The sequence below is a fragment of the gamma proteobacterium symbiont of Lampromicra miyakona genome, assembly GCF_059730895.1.
In genome coordinates, this window is sequence record NZ_AP035932.1 from 1,961,288 (window position 1) to 1,988,190 (window position 26,903).

The 26,903-nt window shown below is 60.2% G+C and carries 23 protein-coding genes; 14 read left to right on the forward strand and 9 right to left on the reverse strand.

Translation table 11 applies throughout. The features are described from left to right. Positions 1–184: 184 nt before the first annotated feature. A complete protein-coding gene (locus tag AC6I8P_RS09100) occupies positions 185–2,119 on the reverse strand; it encodes an exoribonuclease II (RefSeq protein WP_498031130.1) in 1,935 nt (644 codons plus the stop codon). Between the two features lie 126 nt (positions 2,120–2,245). Next, the gene (locus tag AC6I8P_RS09105; RefSeq protein ID WP_498027715.1) at positions 2,246–4,555 is read right to left on the reverse strand and encodes an FdhF/YdeP family oxidoreductase; all 2,310 of its coding nucleotides are present in this window, start codon (positions 4,553–4,555) and stop codon (positions 2,246–2,248) included. A 247-nt stretch (positions 4,556–4,802) separates the two neighbouring features. On the opposite strand from AC6I8P_RS09105, the gene AC6I8P_RS09110 reads away from it, so the two are divergent. Then, the gene (locus AC6I8P_RS09110) at positions 4,803–6,392 is read left to right on the forward strand and encodes a PTS transporter subunit EIIC (RefSeq protein WP_481657612.1); all 1,590 of its coding nucleotides are present in this window, start codon (positions 4,803–4,805) and stop codon (positions 6,390–6,392) included. A 188-nt stretch (positions 6,393–6,580) separates the two neighbouring features. Then, positions 6,581–7,477 (forward strand): LysR family transcriptional regulator, encoded by an 897-nt coding sequence (locus AC6I8P_RS09115; protein ID WP_481658070.1) that lies wholly within the window; start codon positions 6,581–6,583, stop codon positions 7,475–7,477. Here the strand turns inward: AC6I8P_RS09115 and AC6I8P_RS09120 are convergent. The 7 genes from AC6I8P_RS09120 to sapA all read right to left on the reverse strand — a co-directional run bounded on the left by AC6I8P_RS09120 (position 7,474) and on the right by sapA (position 14,994). Further along, complete coding sequence (locus AC6I8P_RS09120; protein WP_498027716.1) at positions 7,474–8,604, reverse strand: CMD domain-containing protein; 1,131 nt, start codon at positions 8,602–8,604, stop codon at positions 7,474–7,476. The two genes, AC6I8P_RS09115 and AC6I8P_RS09120, sit on opposite strands and share 4 nt — an antisense overlap. 194 nt (positions 8,605–8,798) lie before the next feature. Further along, positions 8,799–9,587 (reverse strand): enoyl-ACP reductase FabI, encoded by a 789-nt coding sequence (gene fabI / locus AC6I8P_RS09125; protein ID WP_021505963.1) that lies wholly within the window; start codon positions 9,585–9,587, stop codon positions 8,799–8,801. A gap of 141 nt (positions 9,588–9,728) precedes the next feature. Then, positions 9,729–10,532, reverse strand: a complete 804-nt coding sequence (sapF, locus tag AC6I8P_RS09130; protein WP_058758607.1) for a putrescine export ABC transporter ATP-binding protein SapF — start codon at positions 10,530–10,532, stop codon at positions 9,729–9,731. Further along, positions 10,532–11,527 (reverse strand): putrescine export ABC transporter ATP-binding protein SapD, encoded by a 996-nt coding sequence (sapD, locus tag AC6I8P_RS09135; RefSeq protein ID WP_021505966.1) that lies wholly within the window; start codon positions 11,525–11,527, stop codon positions 10,532–10,534. The genes sapF and sapD overlap by 1 nt, the downstream gene beginning before the upstream one ends. After that, positions 11,527–12,417 (reverse strand): putrescine export ABC transporter permease SapC, encoded by an 891-nt coding sequence (sapC, locus tag AC6I8P_RS09140; protein WP_021505967.1) that lies wholly within the window; start codon positions 12,415–12,417, stop codon positions 11,527–11,529. Before sapC ends, sapD begins: the two co-directional genes overlap by 1 nt. Beyond that, complete coding sequence (gene sapB, locus AC6I8P_RS09145; RefSeq protein ID WP_021505968.1) at positions 12,404–13,369, reverse strand: putrescine export ABC transporter permease SapB; 966 nt, start codon at positions 13,367–13,369, stop codon at positions 12,404–12,406. The genes sapC and sapB overlap by 14 nt, the downstream gene beginning before the upstream one ends. A 2-nt stretch (positions 13,370–13,371) precedes the next feature. Further along, on the reverse strand, positions 13,372–14,994 hold the full coding sequence (sapA, locus tag AC6I8P_RS09150; RefSeq protein WP_058758605.1) for an ABC transporter substrate-binding protein SapA: 1,623 nt from the start codon (positions 14,992–14,994) through the stop codon (positions 13,372–13,374). A 399-nt stretch (positions 14,995–15,393) separates the two neighbouring features. On the opposite strand from sapA, the gene AC6I8P_RS09155 reads away from it, so the two are divergent. From AC6I8P_RS09155 to AC6I8P_RS09210, 12 genes are all read left to right on the forward strand, one after another. After that, complete coding sequence (locus AC6I8P_RS09155) at positions 15,394–16,323, forward strand: ABC transporter substrate-binding protein (protein WP_215480336.1); 930 nt, start codon at positions 15,394–15,396, stop codon at positions 16,321–16,323. Between the two features lie 83 nt (positions 16,324–16,406). Further along, the gene (locus AC6I8P_RS09160) at positions 16,407–17,426 is read left to right on the forward strand and encodes a dipeptidase (protein ID WP_498031161.1); all 1,020 of its coding nucleotides are present in this window, start codon (positions 16,407–16,409) and stop codon (positions 17,424–17,426) included. 149 nt (positions 17,427–17,575) lie between these two features. Next, positions 17,576–17,647, forward strand: a complete 72-nt coding sequence (gene pqqA, locus AC6I8P_RS09165) for a pyrroloquinoline quinone precursor peptide PqqA (RefSeq protein WP_010617686.1) — start codon at positions 17,576–17,578, stop codon at positions 17,645–17,647. 55 nt (positions 17,648–17,702) lie between these two features. Next, entirely contained in the window at positions 17,703–18,629 is a 927-nt protein-coding gene (pqqB, locus tag AC6I8P_RS09170) for a pyrroloquinoline quinone biosynthesis protein PqqB (protein ID WP_021505973.1), read from the forward strand. Next, positions 18,626–19,381: a pyrroloquinoline-quinone synthase PqqC gene (gene pqqC / locus AC6I8P_RS09175; RefSeq protein ID WP_498031131.1), complete on the forward strand. Its 756-nt coding sequence runs from the start codon at positions 18,626–18,628 to the stop codon at positions 19,379–19,381. The genes pqqB and pqqC overlap by 4 nt, the downstream gene beginning before the upstream one ends. Before the next feature lie 4 nt (positions 19,382–19,385). Beyond that, positions 19,386–19,664: a pyrroloquinoline quinone biosynthesis peptide chaperone PqqD gene (gene pqqD, locus AC6I8P_RS09180; protein WP_021505975.1), complete on the forward strand. Its 279-nt coding sequence runs from the start codon at positions 19,386–19,388 to the stop codon at positions 19,662–19,664. After that, positions 19,651–20,793 carry a pyrroloquinoline quinone biosynthesis protein PqqE gene (gene pqqE / locus AC6I8P_RS09185; RefSeq protein ID WP_058758602.1) on the forward strand — a complete coding sequence of 381 codons (1,143 nt, stop codon included), beginning with the start codon at positions 19,651–19,653 and terminating at the stop codon, positions 20,791–20,793. The genes pqqD and pqqE overlap by 14 nt, the downstream gene beginning before the upstream one ends. Beyond that, a complete protein-coding gene (gene pqqF, locus AC6I8P_RS09190) occupies positions 20,793–23,117 on the forward strand; it encodes a pyrroloquinoline quinone biosynthesis protein PqqF (protein ID WP_498031132.1) in 2,325 nt (774 codons plus the stop codon). The genes pqqE and pqqF overlap by 1 nt, the downstream gene beginning before the upstream one ends. Positions 23,118–23,240: 123 nt before the next feature. Beyond that, complete coding sequence (locus tag AC6I8P_RS09195; protein ID WP_058758599.1) at positions 23,241–23,591, forward strand: hypothetical protein; 351 nt, start codon at positions 23,241–23,243, stop codon at positions 23,589–23,591. Positions 23,592–23,640: 49 nt separating this feature from the next. Then, on the forward strand, positions 23,641–25,644 hold the full coding sequence (locus AC6I8P_RS09200; RefSeq protein ID WP_498031133.1) for a protein-disulfide reductase DsbD family protein: 2,004 nt from the start codon (positions 23,641–23,643) through the stop codon (positions 25,642–25,644). Beyond that, positions 25,644–26,366: a DsbA family protein gene (locus tag AC6I8P_RS09205; protein WP_264251728.1), complete on the forward strand. Its 723-nt coding sequence runs from the start codon at positions 25,644–25,646 to the stop codon at positions 26,364–26,366. The genes AC6I8P_RS09200 and AC6I8P_RS09205 overlap by 1 nt, the downstream gene beginning before the upstream one ends. After that, on the forward strand, positions 26,363–26,866 hold the full coding sequence (locus AC6I8P_RS09210) for a thioredoxin domain-containing protein (RefSeq protein ID WP_264251681.1): 504 nt from the start codon (positions 26,363–26,365) through the stop codon (positions 26,864–26,866). Before AC6I8P_RS09205 ends, AC6I8P_RS09210 begins: the two co-directional genes overlap by 4 nt. Positions 26,867–26,903 lie beyond the last annotated feature (37 nt).

Sequence of the window (26,903 nt, forward strand, 5' to 3'; positions counted from 1 at the left end):
GAGTTAACTCCTTGTAGGGACCGGGAAAAAGGCGATCGGAATACAACAAGTTAAAAGTAATGTAATGAATTGTTAACGACAGGGAATCGGATCAGAAGTGTGAAGCGGGAAACAAATTTAACAACTGTTCAGGCGGGCGGGGAAAAATGCGGGATAACGGCTGTTATCCCGCACGATTTCATGCTCAGGCGGCCGGACGGGCCACCACGCTGCGTGTTTCCATGCGCACTTCGGCGATGGTTACATCAATCACATCGGTCACGCGGTAGGCCACTTCACCTTTGATCTGCACGGTGCCGCTCTCCTGCGAGCACACCAGTTCGTCACGCACGGCGTGAATGAACGGGGCAGGGATAAAGGCGACCGCACCGTTCTCCAGCAGGCGCACGCGCATGCCGCCGCGCGAAACGTCGATGATCTCCGCGCTGAATTTACGGTCAGTGCCGGCAAACGGCGCGAGGAAGCGCGCGTACAGCCAGTCACCGACATCACGCTCGGCCATGCGGTTGAGACGGCGACGCTCACTCATGATCAGGGTCACGTCATCCTGTGGCCGCGCAATGCTTTCGCCGCGCACGATAGCCTTCAGCAGACGATGGTTGATCATATCGCCGAATTTACGAATCGGAGACGTCCAGGTCGCGTAGGCGTCGAGGCCGAGACCAAAGTGCGGGCCCGGTTCGGTGCTGATTTCGGCGAAACTCTGGAAACGACGAATGCGGCTGTCGAGATACTGGGTTGGCTGCGCATCAAGCTGACGACGCAGCTGACGGAAGCCTTCCAGCGTGGTAATGGCCTGCGGATCAACCGTGATACCGTGACCAGCCAGTACGCCAGCCGCCTGTTCCGCGTTCGCCTGGTCGAAACCGGTGTGCAGGTTGTAGATACCGAAGCCAAGCTTCTCCTGCAGCACTTTAGCGGCGCAGACGTTGGCGAGGATCATCGCTTCTTCCACGATGCGGTTAGCGATGCGGCGCGGTTCCGCAATAATATCCAGCACTTCGCCTTTCTCACCCAGCACGAAGCGGTAGTCAGGGCGATCTTTGAACACCAGCGCGTGCGTCTGACGCCACTCGCCGCGCGCCAGGCACAGGCGATGCAGCAGGCGAATCTGCTGCGCGATGGTGTCATTTTCCGGCTGCCAGCTGCCGCTGTTCTCCAGCCAGTCCGACACTTCGCCGTACACCAGCTTGGCTTTGGATTCGATCCACGCGGCAAAGAAGTGGGCATCGTCAGCCAGGCTGCCATCCGGCAGCACAGTAACGCGACACACCAGCGCCGGACGCCTGACGTTAGGGCGCAGCGAGCAGACATCATCTGACAGTTCGCGCGGCAGCATCGGGATGTTAAAGCCCGGCAGATAGTTGGTGAAGGCGCGTCTGGCGGCCAGCTGGTCGAGTTCGCTGCCGGCGGCAACGTAAGCGGTCGGGTCGGCAATGGCGATGGTCAGCGCCAGCTTGCCTTCTGCCAGCTCTTCAACATACAGCGCATCGTCCATATCTTCGGTGGTGGCGCTGTCGATGGTGACAAAGTTCAGCGCGGTGAGATCTTCACGCTGCAGCTGTTCGTCCAGCATCTCGCCAAAGCCCACTTCCGGTGCTTCGCGCTCCAGATTGTGGCGCGACAGCGTGACCCACCACGGCGCGAGGTGATCGTCCGCGGTGACAACAAATTCGGTCAGTTCGGCATAGAAACCGCGATCGCCTTTCAGCGGATGACGGCGCATCTCTGCCACGGCCCAGTCACCGTTCTGGAAATCGTGGGTCAGGCCACGCACCGCACGGCACTGAATCGCGTCTTTCAGCAGCGGATGATCCGGCACGATAGACAGGCGGTCATCTTTTTTCTGCACGCGGCCGACAAAGCGCGTCAGGAACGGCTCAATCAGGGTTTCCGGCTCCGCGCTCTCGCGGTCTTTATCAGTGTGGATCACGGCGGAAATGCGGTCGCCGTGCATCACTTTCTTCATCTGCGGAGGGGGAATGAAGTAGCTTTTCTGAGCGTCAACTTCGAGGAAGCCAAAGCCTTTTTCCGTGCCTTTCACAACACCTTCGGCGCGCGGGGTCTGCGCGTGAAGCTTCTCTTTCAGCTGCGCGAGCAGCGGGTTATCCTGGAACATAATATATTTAGTTTCGTGGCCTAAGAGCGGTGGACAGTTTTACGCGAATCAGGTCCGCGCGGCAAGGCTAAAACAGGCGAAAAAGCCGCTTTACGCGGCTTTTTACTTTCTGGTAACGCACAGAACTCAGGCGATACGCTGGGTGGGCGCGGCGGCGGTCAGCGCCAGCTTCACCGGTACCGATTTGGAGGTGGGCGTACCGCTGCCGTCACCGTAGCTGGAGAGCGGTACCAGCGGATTGGTCTCCGGATAGTAGGCGGCGAGGTTACCGCGCGGAATATTATACGGCACCAGCTTAAAGCCGCTGACGCGACGCGTCAGACCGTCATTCCACAGGGTTTCAATGTCAACCAGCTGCCCTTCGCTGAAACCGAGGGACACCATGTCGTCCGGGTGGATAAACACCACTTCACGCTGACCGTACACGCCGCGATAGCGGTCATCCAGGCCGTAAATGGTGGTGTTGTACTGGTCATGCGAGCGCAGCGTCTGCAACGTGAATGGCACTTCAACGTCATTGCCCAGCTGCGGGAACAGCGAGGTCGGCAGTGCCGCCGCGCTGAATTCTGCCTGACGCGATGGCGTATTGAAACGCAGTTCCGCGGCAGCGTTACCGAGGTAAAAGCCGCCGGGAATATCACACTGACGGTTAAAATCAGCGAAGCCGGGGATGGTCGCCGCAATGTGATCGCGAATGACGTTATAGTCAGCGGCCATGCCGAGCCAGTCGATGTGGTCACTGCCCAGCGTGGCGTGCGCGATACCGGCCACAATGGCTGTTTCCGAACGCTGCGTTTCCGCCAGCGGAATGCCGACACCTTCTGAGGCATGCACCATGCTAAACGAATCTTCTACGGTGATGAACTGGTTGCCGCTGGCCTGGCGATCGCGCTCGGTACGGCCCAGCGTCGGCAGAATCAGGCCTTCGTGGCCCGGTACCAGATGGCTGCGGTTCAGCTTGGTGCTGATGTGTACCGTCAGACCACAATGCTGCAGCGCTTCTTCGGTAACCGGTGAGTCCGGCGCCGCCGCGGCGAGGTTACCGCCCAGCGCAATCAGCACTTTGACTTCATCACGCAGCATGGCGTTGAGCGCTTCAACCGTGTTATGACCGTGTTCGCGCGGCGGTTCAAAAGCAAAATGTGCGCCCAGTGCATCGAGGAACGCTTTCGACGGTTTCTCGTCGATGCCCATGGTGCGGTTGCCCTGCACGTTACTGTGGCCGCGCACCGGACACAGGCCCGCGCCTTGTTTGCCGAGCTGGCCAAACAGCAGCTGCAGGTTAACGATTTCCCGTACCGTATCGACCGAGTGTTTGTGCTGAGTAATGCCCATCGCCCAGGTGATGATCACCCGTTCGGCGCTCTGGTAAATGGCGGCGGCTTCGCGAATCTGCGCTTCGCTCAGGCCCGACTGCTGCACAATCTGCTCCCAGCGGGTCTCGTCGACGGCCGCCAGATACTGCTCAACGCCCTGGGTGTTGGCGTCAATAAAGGTCTGATCGAATATGCCTTTTTCACCGGCGGCCAGCCGTTTACGCTGCTCTTCCAGTAGCGCTTTAACCATGCCGCGCACCGCCGCCATATCGCCGCCGAGGTTGGGCTGATAATAGGCAGAACTGATGTTGCCGGCCATCGACGTCACCACTTCCAGCGGCTTCTGCGGATCGGCAAAACGTTCCAGGCCGCGCTCACGCAGGGTATTAAAGGTGACGATTCTGGCGCCGTGATCGGCGGCGTGACGCAGGCTGTGCAGCATGCGCGGATGGTTGGTGCCGGGGTTCTGGCCAAAGACAAAAATCGCATCAGCATGGTCGAAATCGTCCAGGCGAATGGTGCCTTTACCGACGCCAATGCTGCGTTTCAGTCCGGTGCCGCTGGCTTCATGGCACATGTTGGAGCAGTCAGGGAAATTGTTGGTGCCCAGCACGCGACCAAACAGCTGGTACAGCCACGAGGCTTCATTGCTGGCGCGACCGGAGGTGTACAGCTCCAGCTGATCCGGATGATCCATTGCCTGCAAATGCTGCGCGATCAGCGCAAAGGCGTCATCCCAGCTAATCGGTTCATAGTGATCGGTCGCGCTGTTGTAGCGCATCGGGTGGGTCAGGCGGCCCTGATACTCGAGGAAATAGTCGCTCTGCTGATACAGGGTGCTGACGCTGTGGCGGGCAAAAAATTCTGGCTCAACGACGCGGCGTGTCGCTTCCCAGGTCACGGCTTTCGCGCCGTTTTCGCAGAAGCTGAAGGTGCTTTTGTTATCATCGCCCCAGGCACAGCCCGGGCAGTCAAAGCCGCGCGCTTTGTTCATGCGCATCAGGTTACGCATGTTTTTCAGGGCGGCTTTACTGTCAAGGACAAAACGGGTGGTGGCTTCCAGCGAGCCCCAGCCGCCCGCAGCGGCGCGATAGGGCTGAATCTTACGTTTAAATTTCATGATAGTCGCAGGCTTATTGTTTATGAATTGTTATCAGAATATGACTTCTGTTGGTGAGAAGTGTGCGACTGACGGCAAAAGTTGTCTAATTGATTGACTTAATGGTGCGATAGTTAACGTTTATCGCGCGCCAGGGATAAAAGCGTGATCGGCATCATAAATTATCGGCTGTCGCGCGCCGGCGGGTAAGTGTGCGGCCAAATAGTGGCTAATAATTGCTCTTTCCGTTAGCAAAAGGGCGCGCTCCATGAAGCAACTTGCCAGTCAGGTTCACGCATTCGGCAAAGCCTTAATGATGCCGATCTCCGTCATTGCTGCCGCCGGTATTTTTCTCGGTCTGGCCGCCGCGTTGCAGAATTCGGCGATCACCGGTGAAGCATTTGCCAGTTTGCAGGTGCCGCAGCTGATCATCGGTTTTATTCGTAAAGTGGCGGGCGCGCTGTTTGCCAACCTGCCGGTATTTTTTGCCGTCGCCAGCGCAATTGGGCTGGCCAAAGCTGAGAAACCCACCGCCGCGTTTGCGGCAGTGATTGGCTATATCGCCATGAATGTGGGGATCAGCGCCACGCTGGCGGCGAAGGGGCTGACGGCAGCCACCACCACGCCCGAGGCGCTGCAGCAGGCGGGCATGGACCAGACCAGCGCCATGATGACGTCAGCCGAGTACATCGACATGCTCGGCATTTTTACCTACAACATGAGCGTGCTGGGCGGGGTGATTGCCGGCCTGCTCACTGTGATGCTGCACAACCGCTTCTATACCCAGCAGTTGCCCACGGCGATCAGCTTTTTTGGCGGGCGTCGCTTTGTGCCCATCGTGACGGTGGTGGTGCTGCCGCTGACGGGCGTGCTGCTGGCGCTAATCTGGCCAACCATCGGCCAGGGCATTGCGTGGGTCGGCCAGATGATCGGTAAAAGCGGTCAGTACGGTGCCTTTTTGCTCGGTGCCTGCGAGCGCCTGCTGATTCCGACCGGTCTGCATCACATCCTCAATGAAACCGTGCGCTTTACGCCGATTGGCGGCATGGCGACGGTGGACGGCCAGACCATCGTCGGCGCGCTGAATATTTTTAACACTTCGCTGACCCATCCCGGCGCGATTCCGGACGACACCGTGCGCACCGCCACGCAGTTTCTCGCCCAGGGCAAAATCCCGGTGATGATGTTCGGTCTGCCCGCCGCCGCGCTGGCCATCTATCACACCGCCAAACCTGAACATAAGCAGCGGGTCAAAGCGCTGGTGCTGGCCGGCGCGCTGACCTCATTTACCACCGGCATCACTGAACCGCTGGAGTTCTGCTTCATCTTCGTCTCGCCGGTGTTGTACGTGATGCACGCGCTGCTGACCGGCCTGTCGTTTATGCTGATGTCGATGCTGCACCTGATGATCGGTAACGTGCAGGGCGGCGCGATTGATCTGCTGGTGTTTGGCATTCTCGGCGGCAGCAAAACCCACTGGTGGTGGACGCTGGTACTGGGCGCCATTTATGCGCCGGTTTATTACTGGGGCTTTCGCCTGGTGATTACCCGGATGCAGGTGGAAACGCCGGGACGCGAATCCGAAGAGGAAGCCAAACCGCAGCAGGTGGCGGCGGATGAACGCACCCGCGTGATCATCAGCGGGCTGGGCGGAGAGGCCAATATAGAGGACGTCGATTGCTGCTTCACTCGCCTGCGCGTGCGGGTCAAAGAGATGAAAGAAGTGGTGGATCAAACGCTGCTGTCGACCGGTGCCAACGGCGTCAACCGCGTCAGTGAGCACGATGTGCAGGTGATTTACGGGCCGCAGGTCGAGAAAATCGCCAATGAGGTGAAAAGTGCGCTCGGCGTCGCCTGATGCCGGGCGGTACCGTTAATTATGTGGGGCGCGGCCGGTGGCGACCCGCCGCGTCTCCGCGTATACATCACCCGCTATCCGCCTGAGCAATCCGCCTGACAACGCAGAAATTTCTTCGCTGAGTGCGCGTTGGGGCGCGACGAGTTTTGCTACCATAACGCGATAAAAATTCGACGGTGGATAAGAAAATCGACATCAAGCAATTGATTTATTTGTGCAATTTGGAGCGCGAGCGCCATTTTGGCCGCGCGGCGGAGGCCAGCTTCGTCAGCCAGCCCACGCTCTCGATGCGGCTTAAAAACCTTGAGCGTGAGCTTGGGCTGTCGCTGATCAATCGCAGCAACAACTTTGACGGCTTCACGCCGGAAGGGGAACGCGTGCTGACGTGGGCGCGCGAAATTGTTTCGGTGTATCAGGGACTGAAGCTGGAAGTGGAGTCGCTCAAACACGGCGTCAACGGCACGCTGCGGCTGGGCGTGATGCCGCAGTGCAGCGTGGCGCTGCCGGCGTTACTGAAAGCGGTGGAAGCGCGCTATCCGCAGCTCGACTATCGCGTTTCCGCCATGAGCGCCGATCAACTGCTGGAAGCGCTTAACAGCCACACCGTGGACGGCGGTATCGGCTTTTTTGAGCTGACGTCACTGCGGGAACTGCATTTCCAGACCGCGCTGCTCAACGATCGCGGTGTCGAAGCGATTTTCCATCCCGATCACTTCCCGGCGCTGCTGCAGCATGAGCGGCTATCGCTGTACACGCTGGCGAGCCAGCCGCTGTGCCTGGCCGAGCCGACACGCTATTTCCGGCGTTACCTCGACGGACATCTGCGTGAAACCGGCGTGCTGCCGCGGGTGATTGTGGAAAGCGCCTCGGTGATGCAGCTGATTCAGAGTGCGCAGGTTGGTCTGGGCGTCATGGTGTCGCCCTGCGGCCATCTGCTACCGGAAATGCTGCACCATCTGGCGCGCCGGCCAATTGATATCGCGCCGATGGGACGTCAGGCGGCGCTGGTGATTGCTGAGCCGGGCAGGGCGTCGCCGCTGTCGCAGCACTTCTTTGACGAAGCACGCCGCCACCTGGCAGATTAGCGCGCTTCGCCCAGCGCCATCAGCAGTCGATCCTGCCAGCTGGCAAATGCCACCGCCTGCATCAGCGTGAACAGGCGCTCGCTGCCCCAGCCCGCGTTTAACAGCGGCTGCAGATGTGCGGCACTGAAGCGCTCCGGCAGCCGGGTAAGCTGGGCGCTCAGCGCGATTACCTGCTGCGTCAGGCTGTCATCGCTGGCCTGATCCACATCGTGCAGCAAACGCGCGCGCCAGCCGTTCGCCAGCTGCGCGAACTGGCGTCGGCAGCCCAGCACGCGCGCGCTGACTGCCTGCGCCAGTTGTTCTTCTTCCCCAGCATAAGCCTCAAGCCGCTGACGCAGCGTCGCCCAGCCATACAGCGCCTGGGCATCGTGCACCAGCAGCCAGACAGCGTCGTCGAGTCCGGCCATACCCTGACAAAAGGTCACCGCCGCCAGCTGGTCAGCGCTGGCATAGCGCAGCTCAACCGGCTTGATGGCGTGCTGCCAGGCAGCAGCCTGACTGAACAGCGCCGCATCGGCGTCGGCGGGTGGCGTGACGCCAGGGATCCAGCGCACCGGCAGGCCCATCATCGCCTGAAGCGCGGCGACCACGCGCGCCTGATAGCTGACGTAGCCTACTAGCTGGTTGAGCGTAACGATATCGGGTTCAGTCAGGCCTACCGCATCCAGCGCGCTGATGCTGCTGGCGGTAATCAGCTCAGGCTGCATCGCCAGTTGGCGCGCATACTGCGTGATTTGCGTCAGGCGATTATTGCTTTCGCGCGAAGAATCCGGTCCCGGCAGCGGATTAAGCCGCGCCGAGTAGTGATTGCACAGCCGCTGCACGCCAGCCACCTGTGCCACCGTGAGTGCGGTGCTGAGACGATCGTACAGCGTTAGCGTGTGGGTCAGCGAGGTGCTGACCGCATCAGGCAGCAGGGTATGGCTCAGGTCGCGTGCCGCCTGTAGCACTGGCTGGAAGCGCTGCAGCAGCGGCTGCAGAGCGTTGGCTTCCTGCTGCAGGCCGAGCAGAAAACGGTCATCAATATGAGCGGCTTCGGGAACCAGGGGAGCAGCAGCGGACGTATGCGGGCGAGTCTGGCTTTCATAAAACCAGTGGTCATGGCCGGGAGAACGGCGGTGTTCCATGGTCATTCCTTTCGCAAAAAACGGACTGAGTGCACAACGGGCAAATCTGAAAAGCGCATCGCCACTCAAGGGCTAGCTTATCGTCGCTGAACGGCTGTCCACGGCAAAAGAATGATGGGGAATAATTAATAGCGTGTGGCTATAAGGCGGGGAGAGAAAAGAAAAAGGGCGAGCACCTGGCTCGCCCGCAGAACTTATTTCAGTTCCAGCTCGTTCATCGCGGCAATGCTGAAGCCGCCATCCACGTGCACCACTTCACCGGTGATACCACCCGCCAGGTCTGAACACAGGAAGGCCGCAGAGTTACCTACGTCTTCGATGGTGACGGTACGGCGAATCGGGGTAACCGCTTCGCAGTGTGCCAGCATCTTACGGAAATCTTTGATGCCTGATGCAGCCAGGGTACGGATTGGACCGGCAGACACGGCGTTAACACGCACGCCTTCCGGACCCATCGCGTTCGCCATGTAACGCACGTTGGCTTCCAGCGACGCTTTCGCCAAACCCATCACGTTGTAGTTCGGGATAGCGCGCTCTGCACCCAGGTAAGAGAGGGTCAGCAGTGCTGCGTTCGGGTTCAGCATCGCGCGGCACTCTTTGGCCATCGCCACAAAGCTGTAGGCGCTGATGTCGTGCGCGATTTTGAAGCCTTCACGGGTAACGGCGTTCACGTAGTCGCCATCCAGCTGGTCGCCCGGGGCGAAGCCGATGGAGTGAACAAAGCCGTCAAATTTCGGCCAGGTTTTTGCCAGTTCAGTGAACAGGGCAGTGATGCTCTCGTCTTCTGCCACATCGCATGGCAGAACAATGTCTGAACCCAGTTCTTTAGCGAACTCTTCCACGCGACCTTTCAGTTTGTCGTTCTGGTAGGTGAAAGCCAGTTCTGCGCCCTGTTTGTGCATCGCCTGCGCAATACCGTAGGCGATGGAAAGTTTACTGGCAACGCCAGTAATCAGAATGCGCTTACCGGAAAGAAAACCCATAGCTGTAATCCTTATGGTCATTGTTGTTGGCGGTCGCGATGATTAAAAATTGTGCGACCGACGTTAATCGACGTGCGGATTCTAGCACGTCTGTATCAAATGGGGTAAATCGCGCCGCGTTTTCCGCTACGGCCGTAGCACTCAACGCTCGCGCCGCCACGCCTCGGCGGTTAACGCTTCGCCAAAATGGCTGGCAATCAGCCGTTTGGTTAAGTCGTGCAGCGGCGAGGCCAGCACGTCAGCGGTGCCGCCGCGCTCCACCACTTCGCCCTGATGCATCACCAGCACCTGGTCGCTGATGTGCTTCATCATGCCAAGATGCTGAGTAACATAAATATAGGCGATGCCGTGTTTCTCCTGCAGCTCCAGCATCAGGTTCACCAGCTGCGAACGCATGGTCATGTCCAGCGAGGCGAGGGCTTCATCAGCGACAATCACCTTTGGCTGCAGAATCAACGCGCGCGCCAGCGCCAGACGCTGCTTCTGGCCGGGGGCCAGCATGTGCGGATAGTAGCCGGCGTGGTCGCGCAGCAGCCCGACCTGACGCAGCGTGGCAATAATGCGCTTTTCGCGTGCTTCATCATCAAGATCGGTATTCAGCCGCAGCGGAAAATCAAGGATCTGGCTGACGCGCTGGCGCGGATTGAGCGACGTCGACGGATCCTGAAAAATCATGCGAATCCGCTGGCTGCGGTAGCCGTAATCGCCATAAGAGAGCGGGTGATCGTCGATCAGCATCTCGCCTTCACTTGGCGCCACCATGCCGCTCAGCATCTTCGCCAGCGTGGATTTGCCCGAACCGTTCTCGCCGATAATGGCCAGCGTCTGCTTTTCGCGCAGGGTAAAACTGACGTTTTTCACCGCTTCAACATGCTGGCGCCGGAACAGCCCGGTGCGGTAGCGGTAGGTTTTGCTCAGGTTGCGCACTTCCAGCAGGGTTTCCATTATTGGCTCTCCATATTCAGCGGGAAGTGACAGGCATAAAGATGCGCTTTAGTGCCGCTCAGGCGCGGCGTTTCGATGCATTTACGCTGCGCGTAAGGGCAGCGCGGACCGAGACGGCAGCCAATCGGCAGATGTTCCAGCGACGGTATCGCGCCGGACAGCGTATTCAGGCGGCTTTTATGCGGCAGCGCGCGGCCAAAGTCGGGCATGGCGCGGATCAGCGCCTGCGTATACGGATGGTGCGGCGTTTCCATCAGATCGTCACTCTGCGCCGTTTCCACCGTTTGTCCGCAATACATCACGTTGATGCGGTCCGCCCACTGACTCATGGTGCGCAGGTCATGGCTGATCAGCAAAATCGTGGTGTTGTTATTCTGATTGAGGCGGCTCAGCAGACGGAAAATCTGCGCCTGGGTGGTGGGCTCCATGGCATTGGTCGGCTCATCGGCAATCAGCAGGCGCGGCTGATTGGCCAGCGCGATGGCGATCATCACCTTCTGACATTCGCCCTCGGTCAGCTCATACGGGAAGCTGCGCATAATGTCTTTGTGATCTTTAATGCCGACGCGGTGCAGCAGCTCAATGGCGCGCTCTTTGCGCCAGAACCACAGGCGCTGATACCAGCGGCCCTTAAAGGTCCAGCGTGGAATGGCCTGCATCAGCTGGCGGCCGACACTTTCAGAAGGATCGAGGCAGGATTGCGGCTCCTGAAAAATCATCGACACGTTATGGCCAACGATGCGCCGCCGTTCGCGCGGCGACAGGCGCAACAGATCGATATCATCGAACACCATGCGATCGGCGGTGACACGCCAGTTATCTTTGGTCACGCCGCAGATGGCTTTCGCCACCAGACTTTTCCCCGAGCCGGATTCGCCCACCAGGCCACGCACTTCGCCCTCGTTTAGCGTCAGATTGATGCGATCGACCGCTTTCACCGGACCTTCAGCGGTCATGAATTCAATGGTCAGATTTCGGATGTCCAGTAACGGCATTATTCCACTCCCGCAGCGACGGCGCGACGGATGCCATCGCCCAGCAGGTTAACAATCAATACGCTTACCATCAGCGCGGCACCCGGCAGCATCACCGTCCACGGCGCCACGTAAATCAGCTCCAGCGCGTCACCCAGCATCGCACCCCATTCGGGCGAGGGCAGCTGCGCGCCGAGGTCAAGAAAGCCGAGCGCGGCGATGTCGAGGATCGCCATCGACAGCGAGCGGGTAAATTCACTGACCAGCAGCGGCAGAACGTTTGGCAGCACTGCATTCCACAGAATATTCAGGTTGCGCGCGCCATCCAGCCGTAGCGCCACCACATACTCTTTTTCCATCTCATCATGCACTGCCGTGTAGATTTCGCGCACCAGACGCGGGATCAGCGCCAGCAGTACCGCCAGCATCGCATGCTCCAGTCGCGGGCCAAGAAAGGCCACCACGATAATCGCCAGCAGCAGAGAGGGAATCGACAGCAGCGTATCCAGCACGTGATTCATCACCGCCGAGCGCAAACCGTGGGTTATCCCCGCCAGCACGCCCAGCAGCAGCGCGCAGATTGCTGCCAGCACCGTTACCAGCAGCGCAGAGCCAACCGTCGGCGCCACGCCGCTCAGTAAACGGCTTAGCACATCGCGCCCGAGATCGTCAGTGCCGAGAAAGAAGGAGACATCGCCGTAGCGCGACCACGACGGCGGCAACAGCTGATAGCCGAGAAACTGCTGGTCGATACCGTAAGGCGACAGCAGCCCGCCGAACAGGCAGAGAAACAGCAGGATGCCGAAGCCGTACAGGCCAATCATGGCGCTGGTATCGCGATAAAAGCGCTGCCAGCTGAGGCGAAACGCACTCGGCAGCCGCTTCTCGGCGTAGATGTTATCTGAGGGCATACCACTCCTTGTGTTTCAGCGGATTGAGCGCCGCACCGATAATATCCGACAGTACGCTGACCAGAATCACCAGCCCGCCAACCACCATCACGCCTGCGGAGATCGCCGCGTAATCCTGCTGACGGATGGCGTTAATCAGCCAGCGCCCCAGTCCGGGCCAGTTGAACACCACTTCAGTGATCATCGCCAGCGTCAGCATGGTGGAGAATTGCAGGCCAAGACGCGGGATCACCGGCGGCAATGCGTTGTGCAACACGTGACGGCGAATCACGGTGAAGCGCGACAAGCCGCGCGTTGCCGCTGCCTTGACGTAATTTTTATCCATCACGTCGCTGGTGCTGTTGCGCAGCAGGCGAATCACTTCGGTGGTCGGTGCCACGGCCAGCACGATCACCGGCAGAATCAGGTGCGTCAGCGCACTGACCAGCATTTCGTGCCGCCAAGGTGAAGGGCTAAGCCAGGCGTCAATCAGGGCAAAACCAGTAATGTTCTGCACCGGATAGAGCAGGTCGAAACGACCGGAAACCGGCAGCCAGCCCAGCGTCAGCGAAAACAGCAGGGTAAACAGCAGCGCCAGCCAGAACACCGGCATTGAGAAGCCGAGCAGCGCCAGCGCGCTGATGGCTTTATCCTGCCATTTATTGCGCATTACGCCGGCGCAGATGCCGAGCGGAATACCGACCAGCAGCGCCAGCATAAACGCCAGCACGCACAGTTCCAGCGTGGCGGGAAACACCTCGCGCAGCTGTATATCAATTGCCTGACCGTTGGTGCTGGAGACACCGAAATCAAACTGCAGCAGCCCTTTAAACCAGAACCACCAGGCATCGAACAGCGAGGCGCCTTCCAGCGGCGCGTTAGGCGTGAAATAGCTCAGGCTGAAACTCACCAGCGAGAGTAAGAACAGGGTGATGATCAACAACAGCAGGCGACGCAACAGATAGATAATCATGCTTACTCCTCGCCGTGCTCATCGCGGTAAACCCCGGCGAACGAGGCATTACCGAAGGGACTCAGCACCAGGCCTTTAATATCGTGCCGGTAAGCCTGCAGGCGCAGCGACGACGCCAGCGGCAGCACCGGCAGCGCCTGCGCCAGCATCTGCTGGGCGCGATCGTAGCTATCGATACGCGCCGACAGCTGCTGCGACAGCAGCGCGCGCTGCAGCGCCTCATCAAACGCCGGCGAACACCAGTGCGCGTAATTGGTCTGCGAACGAATCGCCGCACAGCTCAGCAACGGGCGGAAGAAACTGTCCGGATCGTTACTGTCGGTGGCCCAGCCGGTCAGGGTTAAATCGTGGTTCATGGCCATCAGCTGTGCTTCCTGAAAACGCCCCTCGACCGGCGCGATGGTGACGCGCACGCCCACCTGCGCCAGATCCGCCTGCAACAGCTCGGCGGTTTTTAGCGGGCTGGGGTTCCACGACATTGAGGTGGTCGGCACCACCAGGCGCAGATGCAAATCCTCAATGCCCAGTGCTTTTAATGCTTCACGCGCTTTTGCCGGATTGTATTCCGTCACGCGCGCATCATTATCGTAAGCCCACGAGGCGCGCGGCAGAATCGAGGCTGCGGTTTCCGCCGTGCCGTAATAAATCGACTCCATCAGACGTTCGTTATTGATCGCCAGCGCCAGCGCGTGGCGCACTTCCGGCCGGTCGAGCGGCGGTTTGCGGGTGTTAAACGCCAGATAGGCAATGTTCATGCCAGGACGCAGCGTCATGCGCAGGCGCGGATCGTCGCGCAGAATCGACAGCTGGCTGGCGGCCGGGTAGGCCAGGACGTCACACTCGCCGGTCAGCAATTTCGACAGGCGGCCAGTGCCGCCCACGCCGAGGTCGATCACCACCTGTTGCAGACGCGGCACGCCTTTCCAGTAGTGCGGATTGCGCGCCAGACGCAGATATTGCCCGGTGCGGTACTCACTCAGCTGGAACGGGCCGGTGCCCACCGGCTGGCGATCCAGCTGTTCCTGCTGGCCTGCCGCGCTCAGCTGGCTGGCGTACTCCTGCGACAACACCGGCGCGTAGTGGGTGGCGATATGCCACAGGAACGAGGCGTCCGGGCTGTTGAGGCGGATCTCTACCGTGTCGTTATCCAGCTTCTTCACGCTCTGCACCGAGTCGGCAAACTGCAGGCTGTCGAAGTAGGGATAGCTGCCGCCGTTGACGTTATGCCACGGATGCTGGCGATCGAACATGCGGGCAAAGCTGAAGACCACATCGTCGGCGTTCATTTTGCGCGTCGGCGTAAACCAGTTGGTGTGCTGGAACGAAACATCTTTGCGTAAGTGGAAGCGGTAAGTCGCGCCGTTATCGCGCACTTCCCAGCTCTGCGCCAGATCGGGGATCAGACGATAGGTATAAGGGTCGACGTCGAGCAGGCGGTCATACAACTGTGCCGCCAGCGTATCGACCACCAGCCCGCTGCTGACCATCTGCGGGTTGAAGGTGTTAACCGTGCCGTTGACGCAATAGACAAAGCCGCTGTGGCGGATAGAGTCCGCGGGCGCGGCGAGCGCAGAGGCACTCAGGACGCTGAGACCAAGCAGCAGCGCGGGGAATAATTTTGGCATAGAACTCAACGATTCTCGGGCAATAGCGAGAGTGTATCGCAAAGCAAGCGTACTCCCCAAATCCGCCGCGTATCTGCGCTTTTTTTACCCAGCGGGCAACGGTGGTAAGCACAACCTTAGTGTGGAAATGAGAAAAATTCTCAATTAGAGCTTTACAGATGATAATAGGAATGATTATTATTCTTCTGCGCTTCGACGGTGGCTCTACCGAAGAAGAGCACGACATTGCTCACATTGCTTCCAGTATTACGTTGCCCGCACCTCGTGTTGCGGGCTTTTTTTTGCGCCCTCATCAGCCGCGCATCGTTATGTTCCTTCCGGCAATCCTCATGCGAAATCGGCATCGGTCATTTGTTACGCGCAGGGTAGTCTGGGCTTTTCATCTGCAGAGAAATGATAATGAAAAGAGTGACTTTAACGATGCTGTTACTGGCCAGCGGCAGCGTCGCGGCGCACGGCGTTACCCTGCGCATTGCCGATCAAAAGGGCAACATGCGCGCCGAGCTGGAAGCAGCGCAGCAGCTCAACGATCTATCCTACCATATCGAATGGGCGGAATTTCCGGCCGCCGCTCCGCTGGCCGAAGCCCTGAATGCCGGGGCGGTTGATGCCGGTATTATTGGTGATGCGCCGCTGCTGTTCTCGCTGGCCGCAGGTTCGCAGGTTAAAGCGGTGGCCGTCAGCAAATCCACCCCGGCCGGGCTGGCGGTGCTGGTTGCGCCGGACTCACCCATCAAAACGCCGCGGGATCTGCGCGGTAAACGTATCGCCACCGGGCGCGGGTCGATCGGTCATTTTATCGCGCTGAAAGCGCTGGAAAGTGCCGGGCTGAGCGATAAAGCCGTCAGCTGGCACTTTCTCACGCCTGCCGATGCGCGCATTGCGCTGGCAAGTGGTTCCGTCGATGCGTGGGCAACCTGGGATCCTTACACCGCGCTGGCAGAAGTAACGCATACCGGCCGCGTGCTGATCAACGGCGTGGGGCTCTCCAGCGGCAACAGCTTCCTCGCCGCCACCGATGCGGCACTGAGTGACGCCAGTAAACGTGCGGCGCTGCAGGATTATATTAACCGGCTGGCGGCCGCTGATCGCTGGGCCAATCGCCACGTTGAGGCGTATTCCGCCAGGCTGGCGAAGATCATCGGCTTTCCTCAGGAGGCTGCTGGCAAATCTTTTGCCCGACGTCAGTCACACTGGCAGAGCATTGACGACCACACCGTACAACAGCAGCAGGAAACCGCCGACTTTTATCAAAAGTACGGCCTGATTGCTCAGCCACTCGATGTCAAGCCGACCTTTTATCGCGGTCTGCAGGTGGCACAACAGTAACCCTTTGTGCGCCGGTATTTGGCGAACAGGCGGGATGCGCGTAGCATGGCGGCATCAAATCCGTGGCGGATAACCCAATGTTAATCAAAACCTTTGATGGTCATAATGACCTGTTGCTCAACCTGTGGTTGCATCATCGCGACGATCCGGCCACTGCCTTCTTTACCGGTATCGAAAAAGGACACCTCGATTTTCCGCGCATGCAGCAGGGCGGCTTTTCCGGCGGATTGTTTGCGCTGTTTGTGCCGCCGCAGCGCTACGTCAGCGAAGTAGCACCTCAGCTGGCCGGTGAAGCGTGGCAGCCGCTGGAGATCCTGTGGCAGCAGCTGGAGATTCTGAAAACGCTGGTTGCCCGTTCTGACGGCCGGGCGCGCCTGTGCCTCAGCACCGCCGATATCGCCGCCTGCCGGCGCGATGGCATACTGGCAATGGTGGCGCACATTGAGGGCGCGGACGGTTTTGACGGCGACGGCGCCGATCTTGCCGCCTTCTGGCAGGCGGGCGTGCGTAGCATCGGTCCGTTCTGGAATCTGGAAAATCGCTTTGGCGCTGGCGTCACCGGCGCATTTCCCGGTTCGCCGGATAGCGGTCCGGGGCTGACTGCCGACGGCGAGCGGCTGATCGCGCTGGCGAATCAGCAGCGCATGATGATCGACGTGTCGCACATGAATGAAAAAGCATTCTGGGACACGGCCCGGCTCTCATCCGCGCCGCTGGTCGCCAGCCACTCGAATGCGCACGCGCTGTGCGCGCAGCCGCGCAACCTTACCGATGACCAGTTGCGGGCGATTCGCGATAGCGGTGGCGTGGTCGGCATTAACTTCGGCAACGCCTTTCTGCGCGCCGACGGTAAGCGCGACGATGATGGCGGCTTGATCGAAATTGTTAAACACTGTGAGCATCTGATGACTATTATGGGAAGCGATCACGTCGCGCTGGGGTCGGATTTTGACGGCATCAGCGTGCCCGCAGAGCTTAAAGATGTCACCGGTTTGCCGCGGCTGTATGCGCTGATGCGCAGTCTCAACTATGATCAGGCATTGCTGGAACAACTTGCCTGGGGCAACTGGCAGCGGGTATTGCACCAAATCTGGCAGGCGTAAGTGTATTTCCTTACGCAATCAGGGTTGATCTGCTCGCTACATTGGCGCAACATCGCCCCGCGTTATCCATTGCTGGCGGAAGCCTTGTTTCTGCCGCAATGTTTTTAGCAGAGCCTGCTCTGCGTTTTAAGACTATGAGGAAGAATATTATGTGGAAAAAACCTGAGTTTGTTGACCTGCGTCTGGGCCTGGAAGTAACGCTGTACATCTCCAACCGCTAAGACGTCCTGCCCGCCGTTCGTGCGGGCATTTTCTTTTCCTGCTTCGGTCCTTCACATGTTTATTAAAGTCCTCGGTTCGGCGGCTGGCGGTGGCTTTCCGCAGTGGAACTGTAACTGCGCCAACTGCAGCGGGCTGCGTAACGGCACGCTCCAGGCGCAGGCGCGCACCCAATCCTCAATCATTGTCAGCGATAACGGTACCGACTGGGTGTTGTGCAACGCTTCGCCGGACATCAGCCAGCAAATCGCCCGGACACCGGAACTGGTGAAACACGGCGTGCTGCGCGGAACGGCGATTGGCAGCATTATTTTGACCGACAGCCAGATCGATCACACTACCGGTCTGCTGAGCCTGCGTGAGGGCTGCCCGCATCAGGTATGGTGCACGCCGGAAGTGCATGCCGACCTCACCAGCGGCTTCCCGATTTTTACCATGCTGCAGCACTGGAACGGCGGCCTGCAGCATCGGGCGCTCACGCCGCTTGAGCCGTTTCGCGTTGATGTCTGCGCCAGTCTGCAATTCACCGCCATTCCAATTCTCAGCAATGCGCCACCGTATTCGCCGTATCGCGATCGTCCGCTGCCGGGACATAACGTGGCGCTGTTTATCGAAAACACCGCCAGCGGGCAGACGCTGCTGTATGCGCCGGGCCTCGGCGAACCAGATGCGGTGATTATGCCGTGGCTGCAAAAAGCCGACTGCCTGCTGATCGACGGCACGGTGTGGCAGGATGATGAGTTGCTGACCACCGGCGTCGGCAAAAATACCGGCAAAGCCATGGGCCATCTGGCGCTGGCGGAAGAGCAGGGGCTGATGGCGCTGCTGGCCGCGCTGCCGGCCAGACGCAAAATTCTGATTCACATTAACAACACCAATCCGATTCTCAACGAGCATTCGCCGCAGCGCCAGTTCCTGACGCAGCAGGGCATTGAAGTGAGCTGGGACGGCATGGCGATTCATTTGCAGGAGTCCGCATCGTGATTATTACCGAGGCGTTGTCACCCGAAGCCTTTGAACAGGCGCTGCGTGCCAAAGGCGCGTATTACCATATTCACCATCCTTACCATATCGCGATGCACAACGGTGCCGCGACGCGCGAGCAGATTCAGGGCTGGGTGGCGAACCGTTTTTACTATCAGACCAATATTCCGCTGAAAGATGCGGCGATCATGGCCAACTGTCCGGATCCGGCAACGCGCCGTAAATGGGTACAGCGTATCCTCGATCACGACGGTCGTAACGGTGAGGAAGGCGGCATTGAAGCCTGGCTGCAGCTGGGAGAAGCGGTTGGTCTCGATCGCAAAGTCTTGCTGTCAGAGAAGCTGGTGTTGCCGGGCGTACGGTTTGCCGTTGATGCCTATGTCAACTTTGCGCGTCGCGCCAACTGGCAGGAAGCAGCGTGCAGCTCGCTCACCGAGCTGTTTGCCCCGCAGATTCATCAGTCGCGCCTCGACAGCTGGCCGCAGCACTATCCGTGGATCAAAGAGGAAGGCTATTTCTACTTCCGCAGCCGCCTGAGCCAGGCGAACCGCGATGTGGAACACGGCCTGACGCTGGCGCTGGAAGTCTTTACCAGCGCTGAGCAGCAGAACCGTATGCTGGAGATCCTGCAGTTTAAACTCGACATTCTCTGGGCCATGCTGGATGCCATGACCATGGCATACGCACTGCAGCGTCCGCCGTACCACACGGTGACCGATCAGGTCGCCTGGCACAGTACAAGACTGGTGTAATCACATGAAAGAAACTCTGATTCCGGCGTTTCGCCGCGGCTATCGTCTGCAGTGGGAAGCCGCGCAGGACAGCCACGTGGTGCTTTACCCGGAAGGGATGGCGAAGCTGAATGAAACCGCTGCCGCCATTCTGGAACTGGTGACCGGCAAGCAGGATGTGGCGGCCATTATCGCCACGCTCAATGCGCGTTTTCCGGAGGCGGGCGGCGTCGATGATGACGTCAAAGACTTCCTGCAATCGGCCATTGAACAGAAGTGGATCCAGTGTCGTGAACCCGAATAAACCTGGCGTGAATGCGCCGCTGTGGCTGCTGGCCGAGCTGACTTATCGCTGCCCGCTGCAGTGTCCTTACTGCTCGAACCCGCTGGATTTTTCGCAGCAGGAACAGGAGCTGAGCACCGAACAGTGGATTGAGGTGTTCCGCCAGGCACGCGCCATGGGCAGCGTGCAGCTGGGCTTTTCCGGTGGTGAACCGCTGACGCGCAAAGATCTGCCGGAGCTGATTCGCGCCGCGCGCGATCTGGGTTTTTACACCAACCTGATCACCTCCGGCATTGGCCTGACGGAGAAAAAGCTCGACGCCTTCGCCGACGCCGGGCTGGATCACATCCAGATCAGTTTCCAGGCGAGTGATGAAACGCTGAACGCCGCGCTGGCCGGTTCGCAGAAGGCGTTTCAGCAGAAGCTGGCGATGGCAAAAGCGGTGAAAAAGCACGGCTACCCGATGGTGCTGAACTTCGTGCTGCACCGCCATAACATCGACCAGATCGATAAAATCATCGATCTGTGTATCGAGCTGGAGGCGGACGATGTCGAACTGGCCACCTGTCAGTTCTACGGTTGGGCGCATCTTAACCGTCAGGGATTACTGCCAACGCGCGAGCAGATTGCCCGCGCCGAAGCGGTGGTTGCCCGCTACCGTGAGCGCATGGGCAGCAGCGGTAATCTCACCAATCTGCTGTTCGTCACGCCGGATTACTACGAAGAGCGGCCCAAACCCTGTATGGGCGGCTGGGGATCGATATTTCTCAGCGTGACGCCGGAAGGTACGGCGTTACCCTGTCACAGCGCGCGCCAGCTGCCGGTGCAGTTCCCTTCAGTGCTGGAGCAGAGCCTGGAGGATATCTGGTACAACTCGTTTGGCTTCAATCGCTATCGCGGCTTCGACTGGATGCCGGAACCGTGCCGCTCATGCGATGAGAAAGAGAAAGATTTCGGCGGTTGCCGCTGCCAGGCATACATGCTGACCGGCGATGCCGACAACACCGACCCGGTGTGCAGCAAGTCGCCGCATCACGGAAAAATTCTTGAGGCTCGCCGCGAAGCCAGCTGCAGCGATATCAAAATCGCCCAGCTGCAGTTCCGTAACCGCAGCAATTCTGAGCTGATTTTCAAACAGCGGGTCACCTGATGTGCGAACGCAGCCTGACGCTGGCTAACGGTCTGCGCTGTCATCTGTCGCACCAGCCCGACGCGCGGGAAAGCGCGGCGCTGGTGCGCGTCGGCGCAGGCAGCCTGCACGAACCCGATCGCTGGCCCGGTCTGGCGCATCTGCTGGAACATCTGCTGTTTTGCGGCAGCGCGGGCTTTACCGGCGATGAGCGCCTGATGCCGTGGCTGCAGCAACAGGGTGGTCAGGTGAATGCCACCACGCAACTCAGCCGCAGTGCCTGGTTCTTCCAGCTGCCGGCGCAGGCGCTGGCGGCGGGCATGGCAAGGCTGGCAGATATGCTGGCTGCGCCACTGCTGACCGTTACGGCGATTACGCAGGAAGCGGCGGTCATCGAGGCAGAATTTCAGCTGCTACGGCATCATGCCGAAACGCTGAGTGAAGCAGCGCTGCTCAACGCGGCCGGTGGCGCACTGCGCCGCTTTCGCGTCGGGAGTGCAGCGTGTTTTGGTGACAACGTAACGGAGCTGCAGCAGGCGCTACGGCTGTTTCATCAGCAGCATTTTGTCGCCGCCAACCAGCAGCTGTGGCTGAGCGGACCGCAATCGCTGGATGAATTACAGCAGCTGGCCGAGGCGTTTGCTGTTCGCCAGTCAGGCGGTGCGGTGCACTCCTCATTGCCAGCCATTCCCGCGCCGGAGCCTGTTAAAACGCTCATCCAGCTTCCCGATGAAGAGTCATTCTGGCTTAGCCTGTTTATCAACGGCGAAGAAAACGCCTTGCGTGACAATGTCACATTGCTGGAGGCTTTCTGGCAGGATGAAGCCCCTGGCAGCCTGATGGCGCAGCTGCGCAGCGAGCAATTGTGCGCATCGCTGCAGTGTGAATGGCTGTGGCAGAGCGCCGATCATAGCTGGCTGGCGTTGCGCTTCAGTGCGCCAGCGCTGTCAGCGTCGGCGGCAAGACGCATTGAACAGCTCTTCTGGCAGCATCTGCGTGCGGTGCGCGCCGCCACGCCAGCGCAGCATCGCCACTATTTGCAACTGGCACAGCAGGATTTAGCTGCGCTGTCGCCGCTGACGCAGCTGCGCGGACGGGCGCTGGGATCGGCGCCGTCAGCTGACGTTCCCGCAGATTTCACCGGTTTCATCGCCGCGCTGTCACAGGCACCGTGCACGCGGCTGCTGACGCAGCGACAGCTGTCCGCCGCGCCTTATACCACGCAGGGATTCTGTCTGCAGCGCGCGCCATGGCCACCGACCGCGGCTGCCCCGGTCGCGCCGGTTAACTGGTCATTTTATCCGTGCGCTGACGTCCGGCATTCGCCGGAACTCCCGGCAAATTGCGCGCCGTTGCTGCGCGCAAGCCCGGTGCAGCCGAGGGAAACGCTGCTGGTGCGCCCGGCGTTTTATCACACCCTGAGTGACGAGGCGGCGCTAAGCTGGCAGCAGCAGCTGCGCCCACGGCTGGCCGCACTGCGCCATGCCGGTGGCAGCGGACGCTGGCAACAGCAGCAGGGCGTCTGGCAACTGGTGATTAATCTGCCTGACGATGCAATGCCCGCGCTGCAACAGCTGCCTGGCGTGCTGGCGGCGCTGAATGCGCCGGTGCTGCCGCAACCGCACCGTGCTGCACAAAGTATTGTGATTCGTCAGTTGCTGGAAGCGCTACCGCAGCAGCTGCTGGCCCCGGCTGCGCATCCTGCATGGCAGGCCGCCTGGTGCGGCCGCAGAGAAAGCGTCAGTCAGCACGTCGCGCACTGGCTGAGCGAGGTGGTGCAGACGCAGCCTGCGCCGGCGCGCGCGGCTGCGCTACAGCACGGCGTCAGCGCGCTGCGTTGTGCGGCGAACGATCAGGCCTTGTTGCTGTTTATTCCGCTGCCCGCTGCCGATGATGCCAGCCTCGCGGCGCTGCGTGCGCTGGCGCTGATGTTTGAACCACGCTTCTTTCAGCGCCTGCGGGTTGAGCAACAGATTGGCTACGTGGTGTCAGCGCGCTACCAGCGCGTGGCGGATGTGGATGGACTCCAGCTGGCGCTGCAATCCCCGTCCATTGGCTGGCGCACGCTGCTGCAACACTGCAAAGCGTTTTTGCGCGATATGGTGAGTGAACTCGCCGCCATCAACGATGAAACGCTGCAGAGCTGGCAGGCGACGCTACTGGCGCAGTGCCAGCCATACCAGAACGCCGACGCCGCCAGTGAGGCACTGCGAAAACAGCAGGGACTGCCGGTGCTTACGCCAGAAGCGGTCGCTGCACTCACGTTACCCCAGCTGCAGCGGCTGCATCAGCGCCTGCTGCGCGAACGCCGCCGCTGGCGCTTACTGATTAATCAACGTGAATAATTTCTCCCTCTCTACAGTAGTCAGCCTGCTCCCGCTGGCATAAAGACAAAAGTTTACACAGCAGGGGTTGGTGTTTCTGCTGCTTTTGCATAAACTGGCGGCACTTTTCTCTGAGGCTGTGGCATGACGATATCGCCCCAACGCGCAAAATGGATTCTGGCACTGGTTTGTCTGGTGCTGGCATTTTGTCTCGTCCAGCGCAGCTTCAATCTCCCGACTCAGCCTGTCGTTAGCATTACTGCTCACAGCGCCGCCGTTGATGACGGTGCCAGCAGTGATAAGCCCTGTGCGCTGGGCGCTAAGTCACTCAGCGGCAGCGCGCCGCTGCTCGATACCGCGCTGCCATTCCTCGTACTGCTGCTGGCGTTGATCGCCACGCTCTTCCAGACCTCGTCTGCCACTGTCTGGCGGCGTGAACCGCTGTTTGTGCCGCTGCGACGGCGCCATCTCACGCTCTGCGTCTTCCGGGAATAACACCACGCGATCCACCGCGTAAACCCTGTTATTCACCGGAGAAACGATTATGACATTCCTGATCAGGAGCCTGCTGCTCCTCGTGGCGAGCTGTGCGCTGAGCGTGCAAGCCGCCGATACCGGCTGGCTGCGCAATGCGCAAAACAGCCACGCCGAAGTGCGCCTGCGCGCTGCGCCGCAGGGCGATCACCTGCAACTGCTACTGGATATTCGCCTGCAGCCGGGCTGGAAAACCTACTGGCGCTCGCCGGGCGAAGGCGGCGTCGCGCCGGAAATCCGCTGGCAAACGCCGGATGTCAACGCCCGCTGGTCGTGGCCAGTGCCAGCGCGCTTTGACGTCAGCGGCCTCACCACGCAGGGCTACAAAGGCAACGTTACGCTGCCCATCGTGCTCGAATCTGCCCCGCAGGGCACGCTGGCCGGCACGCTGACGCTGTCCACCTGTAGCGACGTCTGCATCCTGACGGACTTTCCGTTCCAGCTCGATCTCTTGCAGCCCGCCAGTCCGGATTTTGCACGTGACTTCGCCCGGGCGATGGGGCAGATCCCGGCTGACAGCGGGCTGACCGATCAGCTTGATGCCAGCTTCGTTGATGGCACGCTGCAAATCCGGGCGCTGCGTCAGCAGGGCTGGCAGCAGCCGGAACTGTTCTTTGATTATCCGCAGGGCAGCATGCTGGCGGCGCCGCAAATCAGCGTGCAGGGCGAGACGCTGACTGCCCGCGTGGCGGTAACAGACGAATGGGGCGAGGCCGCGCCGGATCTGCGCGGTAAAGCGCTGTCGCTGGTTATCGCTGACGCCGGTATCGCTCAGCAAAGCCAGCTGACCCTTGGTCATCAGCCGCTGTTTTCTCCCTCCGCCGGGAACGCCACGCTGTGGTCGGTAGTGCTGCTGGCGCTGCTTGGCGGGCTGATTCTCAACCTGATGCCCTGCGTGCTGCCGGTGCTGGCGATCAAACTGAGCAGTCTGGTGCAGCAGCAGGGACAGACGCAACGCCAGACGCGTCAGCAGTTTCTCGCGTCCAGCGCCGGCATTCTGTTCTCTTTCCTGCTGCTGGCGCTGCTGATGACTGTGCTACGGCTCAGCGGTCAGGCGCTGGGCTGGGGCATTCAGTTTCAGAGCAGCGGCTTTCTGCTGGTGATGGTGCTGGTGATGTTCCTGTTCAGCGCCAGTCTGTTCGATCTGCTGCATTTTCGCCTGCCTTCCGGCCTGACTACCCGGCTGGCGACGCACGGCGGTGCCGGTCTGGCAGGGCATTTTGGCCAGGGGGCCTTTGCTACGCTGCTGGCGACGCCGTGCAGCGCACCGTTTCTTGGCACCGCCGTCGCCTATGCGCTGACCGCGCCGCTGCCGCAGCTGTGGCTGCTGTTTGTCGCGCTCGGCGTCGGCATGAGTCTGCCGTGGCTGCTGGTTGCGGCGCTGCCGGGCATGGCGCGCTGCCTGCCACGTCCGGGGCGCTGGATGCTGCATCTGCGCACGCTGCTGGGGCTGCTGATGCTGCTGGCAACGCTGTGGCTGGTGACGCTGCTGATTCCACACTGGGGCAGCACCGTCGCCATTCTGCTGGCGGCCATCCTTATGCTGGCGCTGACGGGCTGGCTAATCGCACGCCGCGCGCTGCCGCAGGCAGGTCTGGTGTTCATTACCGTGACGCTGGCGGGCGCGCTGTTACTGCTGACGCGCCTCTCCCCGGAAGAAGAATCGCTGGTGTGGCAACCGCTGACCGAAGCCGCCATCAATCAGGCGTTGGAGCAGGATAAGCGCGTATTCGTCGATGTCACCGCTGACTGGTGCATCACCTGCAAAGTGAATAAATCGCGGGTGCTGAATCAGCCTGACGTGCGTGCCGCACTCGGCGCAGAGGATGTGGTGCTGCTGCGCGGTGACTGGACACAACCGGATCCGGCCATCGGCGAGTTCCTGCGCCGCCGCGATCGCGTAGCGATCCCCTTTAACCAGATTTATGGCCCGGCACTGCCGCACGGCCAGATTTTATCGCCGTTATTAAGTCGTGATGCGGTGATTTCAACACTCTCTGAGGCAAAAAAATGATGAAAAAATCCCTGTTACTTTCGCTGATGTTGCTGGCGGCACCCGCCCTGGCCGCCGCGCCATTTACCCCTGAGCAGGAGGCGCGCATCAAACAGCTGATTCGCGAAACCCTGGTGCAAAATCCGGCGATTCTGGCGGAAGCCGCCGACGCATTTGATAAAGAAGCCGCGCGCCAGCAGCAAAACGTGGTCGCGCAGATGGTAGAGAAAAACCGCGCGGCGCTGTTTGACGATGCCGGCTCACCGCGCATCGGTGCCAAAAAACCGGCACTGACGCTAGTCTATTTCACCGATTACAACTGCGTCTTTTGCAAAAAGTTTGAGGCGGATATCGAAAAACTGCTGCACAACTATCCGCAGGTGGCGGTGGTACTGAAGCCGCTGCCGTACCGCGCTGAAAGCTCGCTCAGTTCGGCGCGTCTGGCGCTGACGGTGTGGGAGCAGCAGCCGAATAACTTTCTTAAGCTGCATGAACGGCTGATGGCAAAGAAAGGCAACCATGATGAAGCCAGCATCGCCGCCGCGCTGGACAAAAGTGGCATCAGTTTATCGGCGCCGAGCACCGCCAGCCTCGACACCATCAACCTTAACCTGACGCTGGCGCAGCAGCTGGGTGTGCAGGGTACGCCCGCCACGCTGGTTGGCAATCAGCTGATCAGCGGGGCAGTGCCTTATGCACAGCTGGAAGCCGTGGTAAAAGGTGCGCTGCAGGCTCAGCCATGAGCCGGGTAACGCGCTGGCTGCGCGAAGGCGTGCTGTTGTTGCTGATGGCAGCGGCGCTGCTGCTGGCCATGGACTGGCTGCGTGCACCGCAGCTGCCCGCGGATGTGGCCCGGCAGCCGCTCAGCGCGCTGCAGGGCGAGGTGAACCTGGCGACGCTGAGCCAGCAGCGGCCGGTGCTGGTTTACGTCTGGGCCAGCTGGTGTGGCGTGTGCAAACTCACCACACCGACGGTGGCCGCGCTCAGTCAGCACGGCACGCAGGTGGTCAGTGTGGCTCTGCGATCCGGCAGCGATGCGCGCGTTGCCACCTGGCTGGATAAAAAAGGAGTACGGGGATTCGCCGTCAATGATGAAAGCGGGGCGCTGGGAGAGCGCTGGCAAATCAGCGCCACGCCGACGTTCATCGTGCTGCATCAGGGCAAGGTGGTCAGCACCAGCAGCGGCTGGACCAGCAGCTGGGGGCTGAAGCTGCGCCTGTGGTGGGCGGCACGCGCTGCCTGATTAATCATTAACGGTTAACCGACCGCGATAAATAACC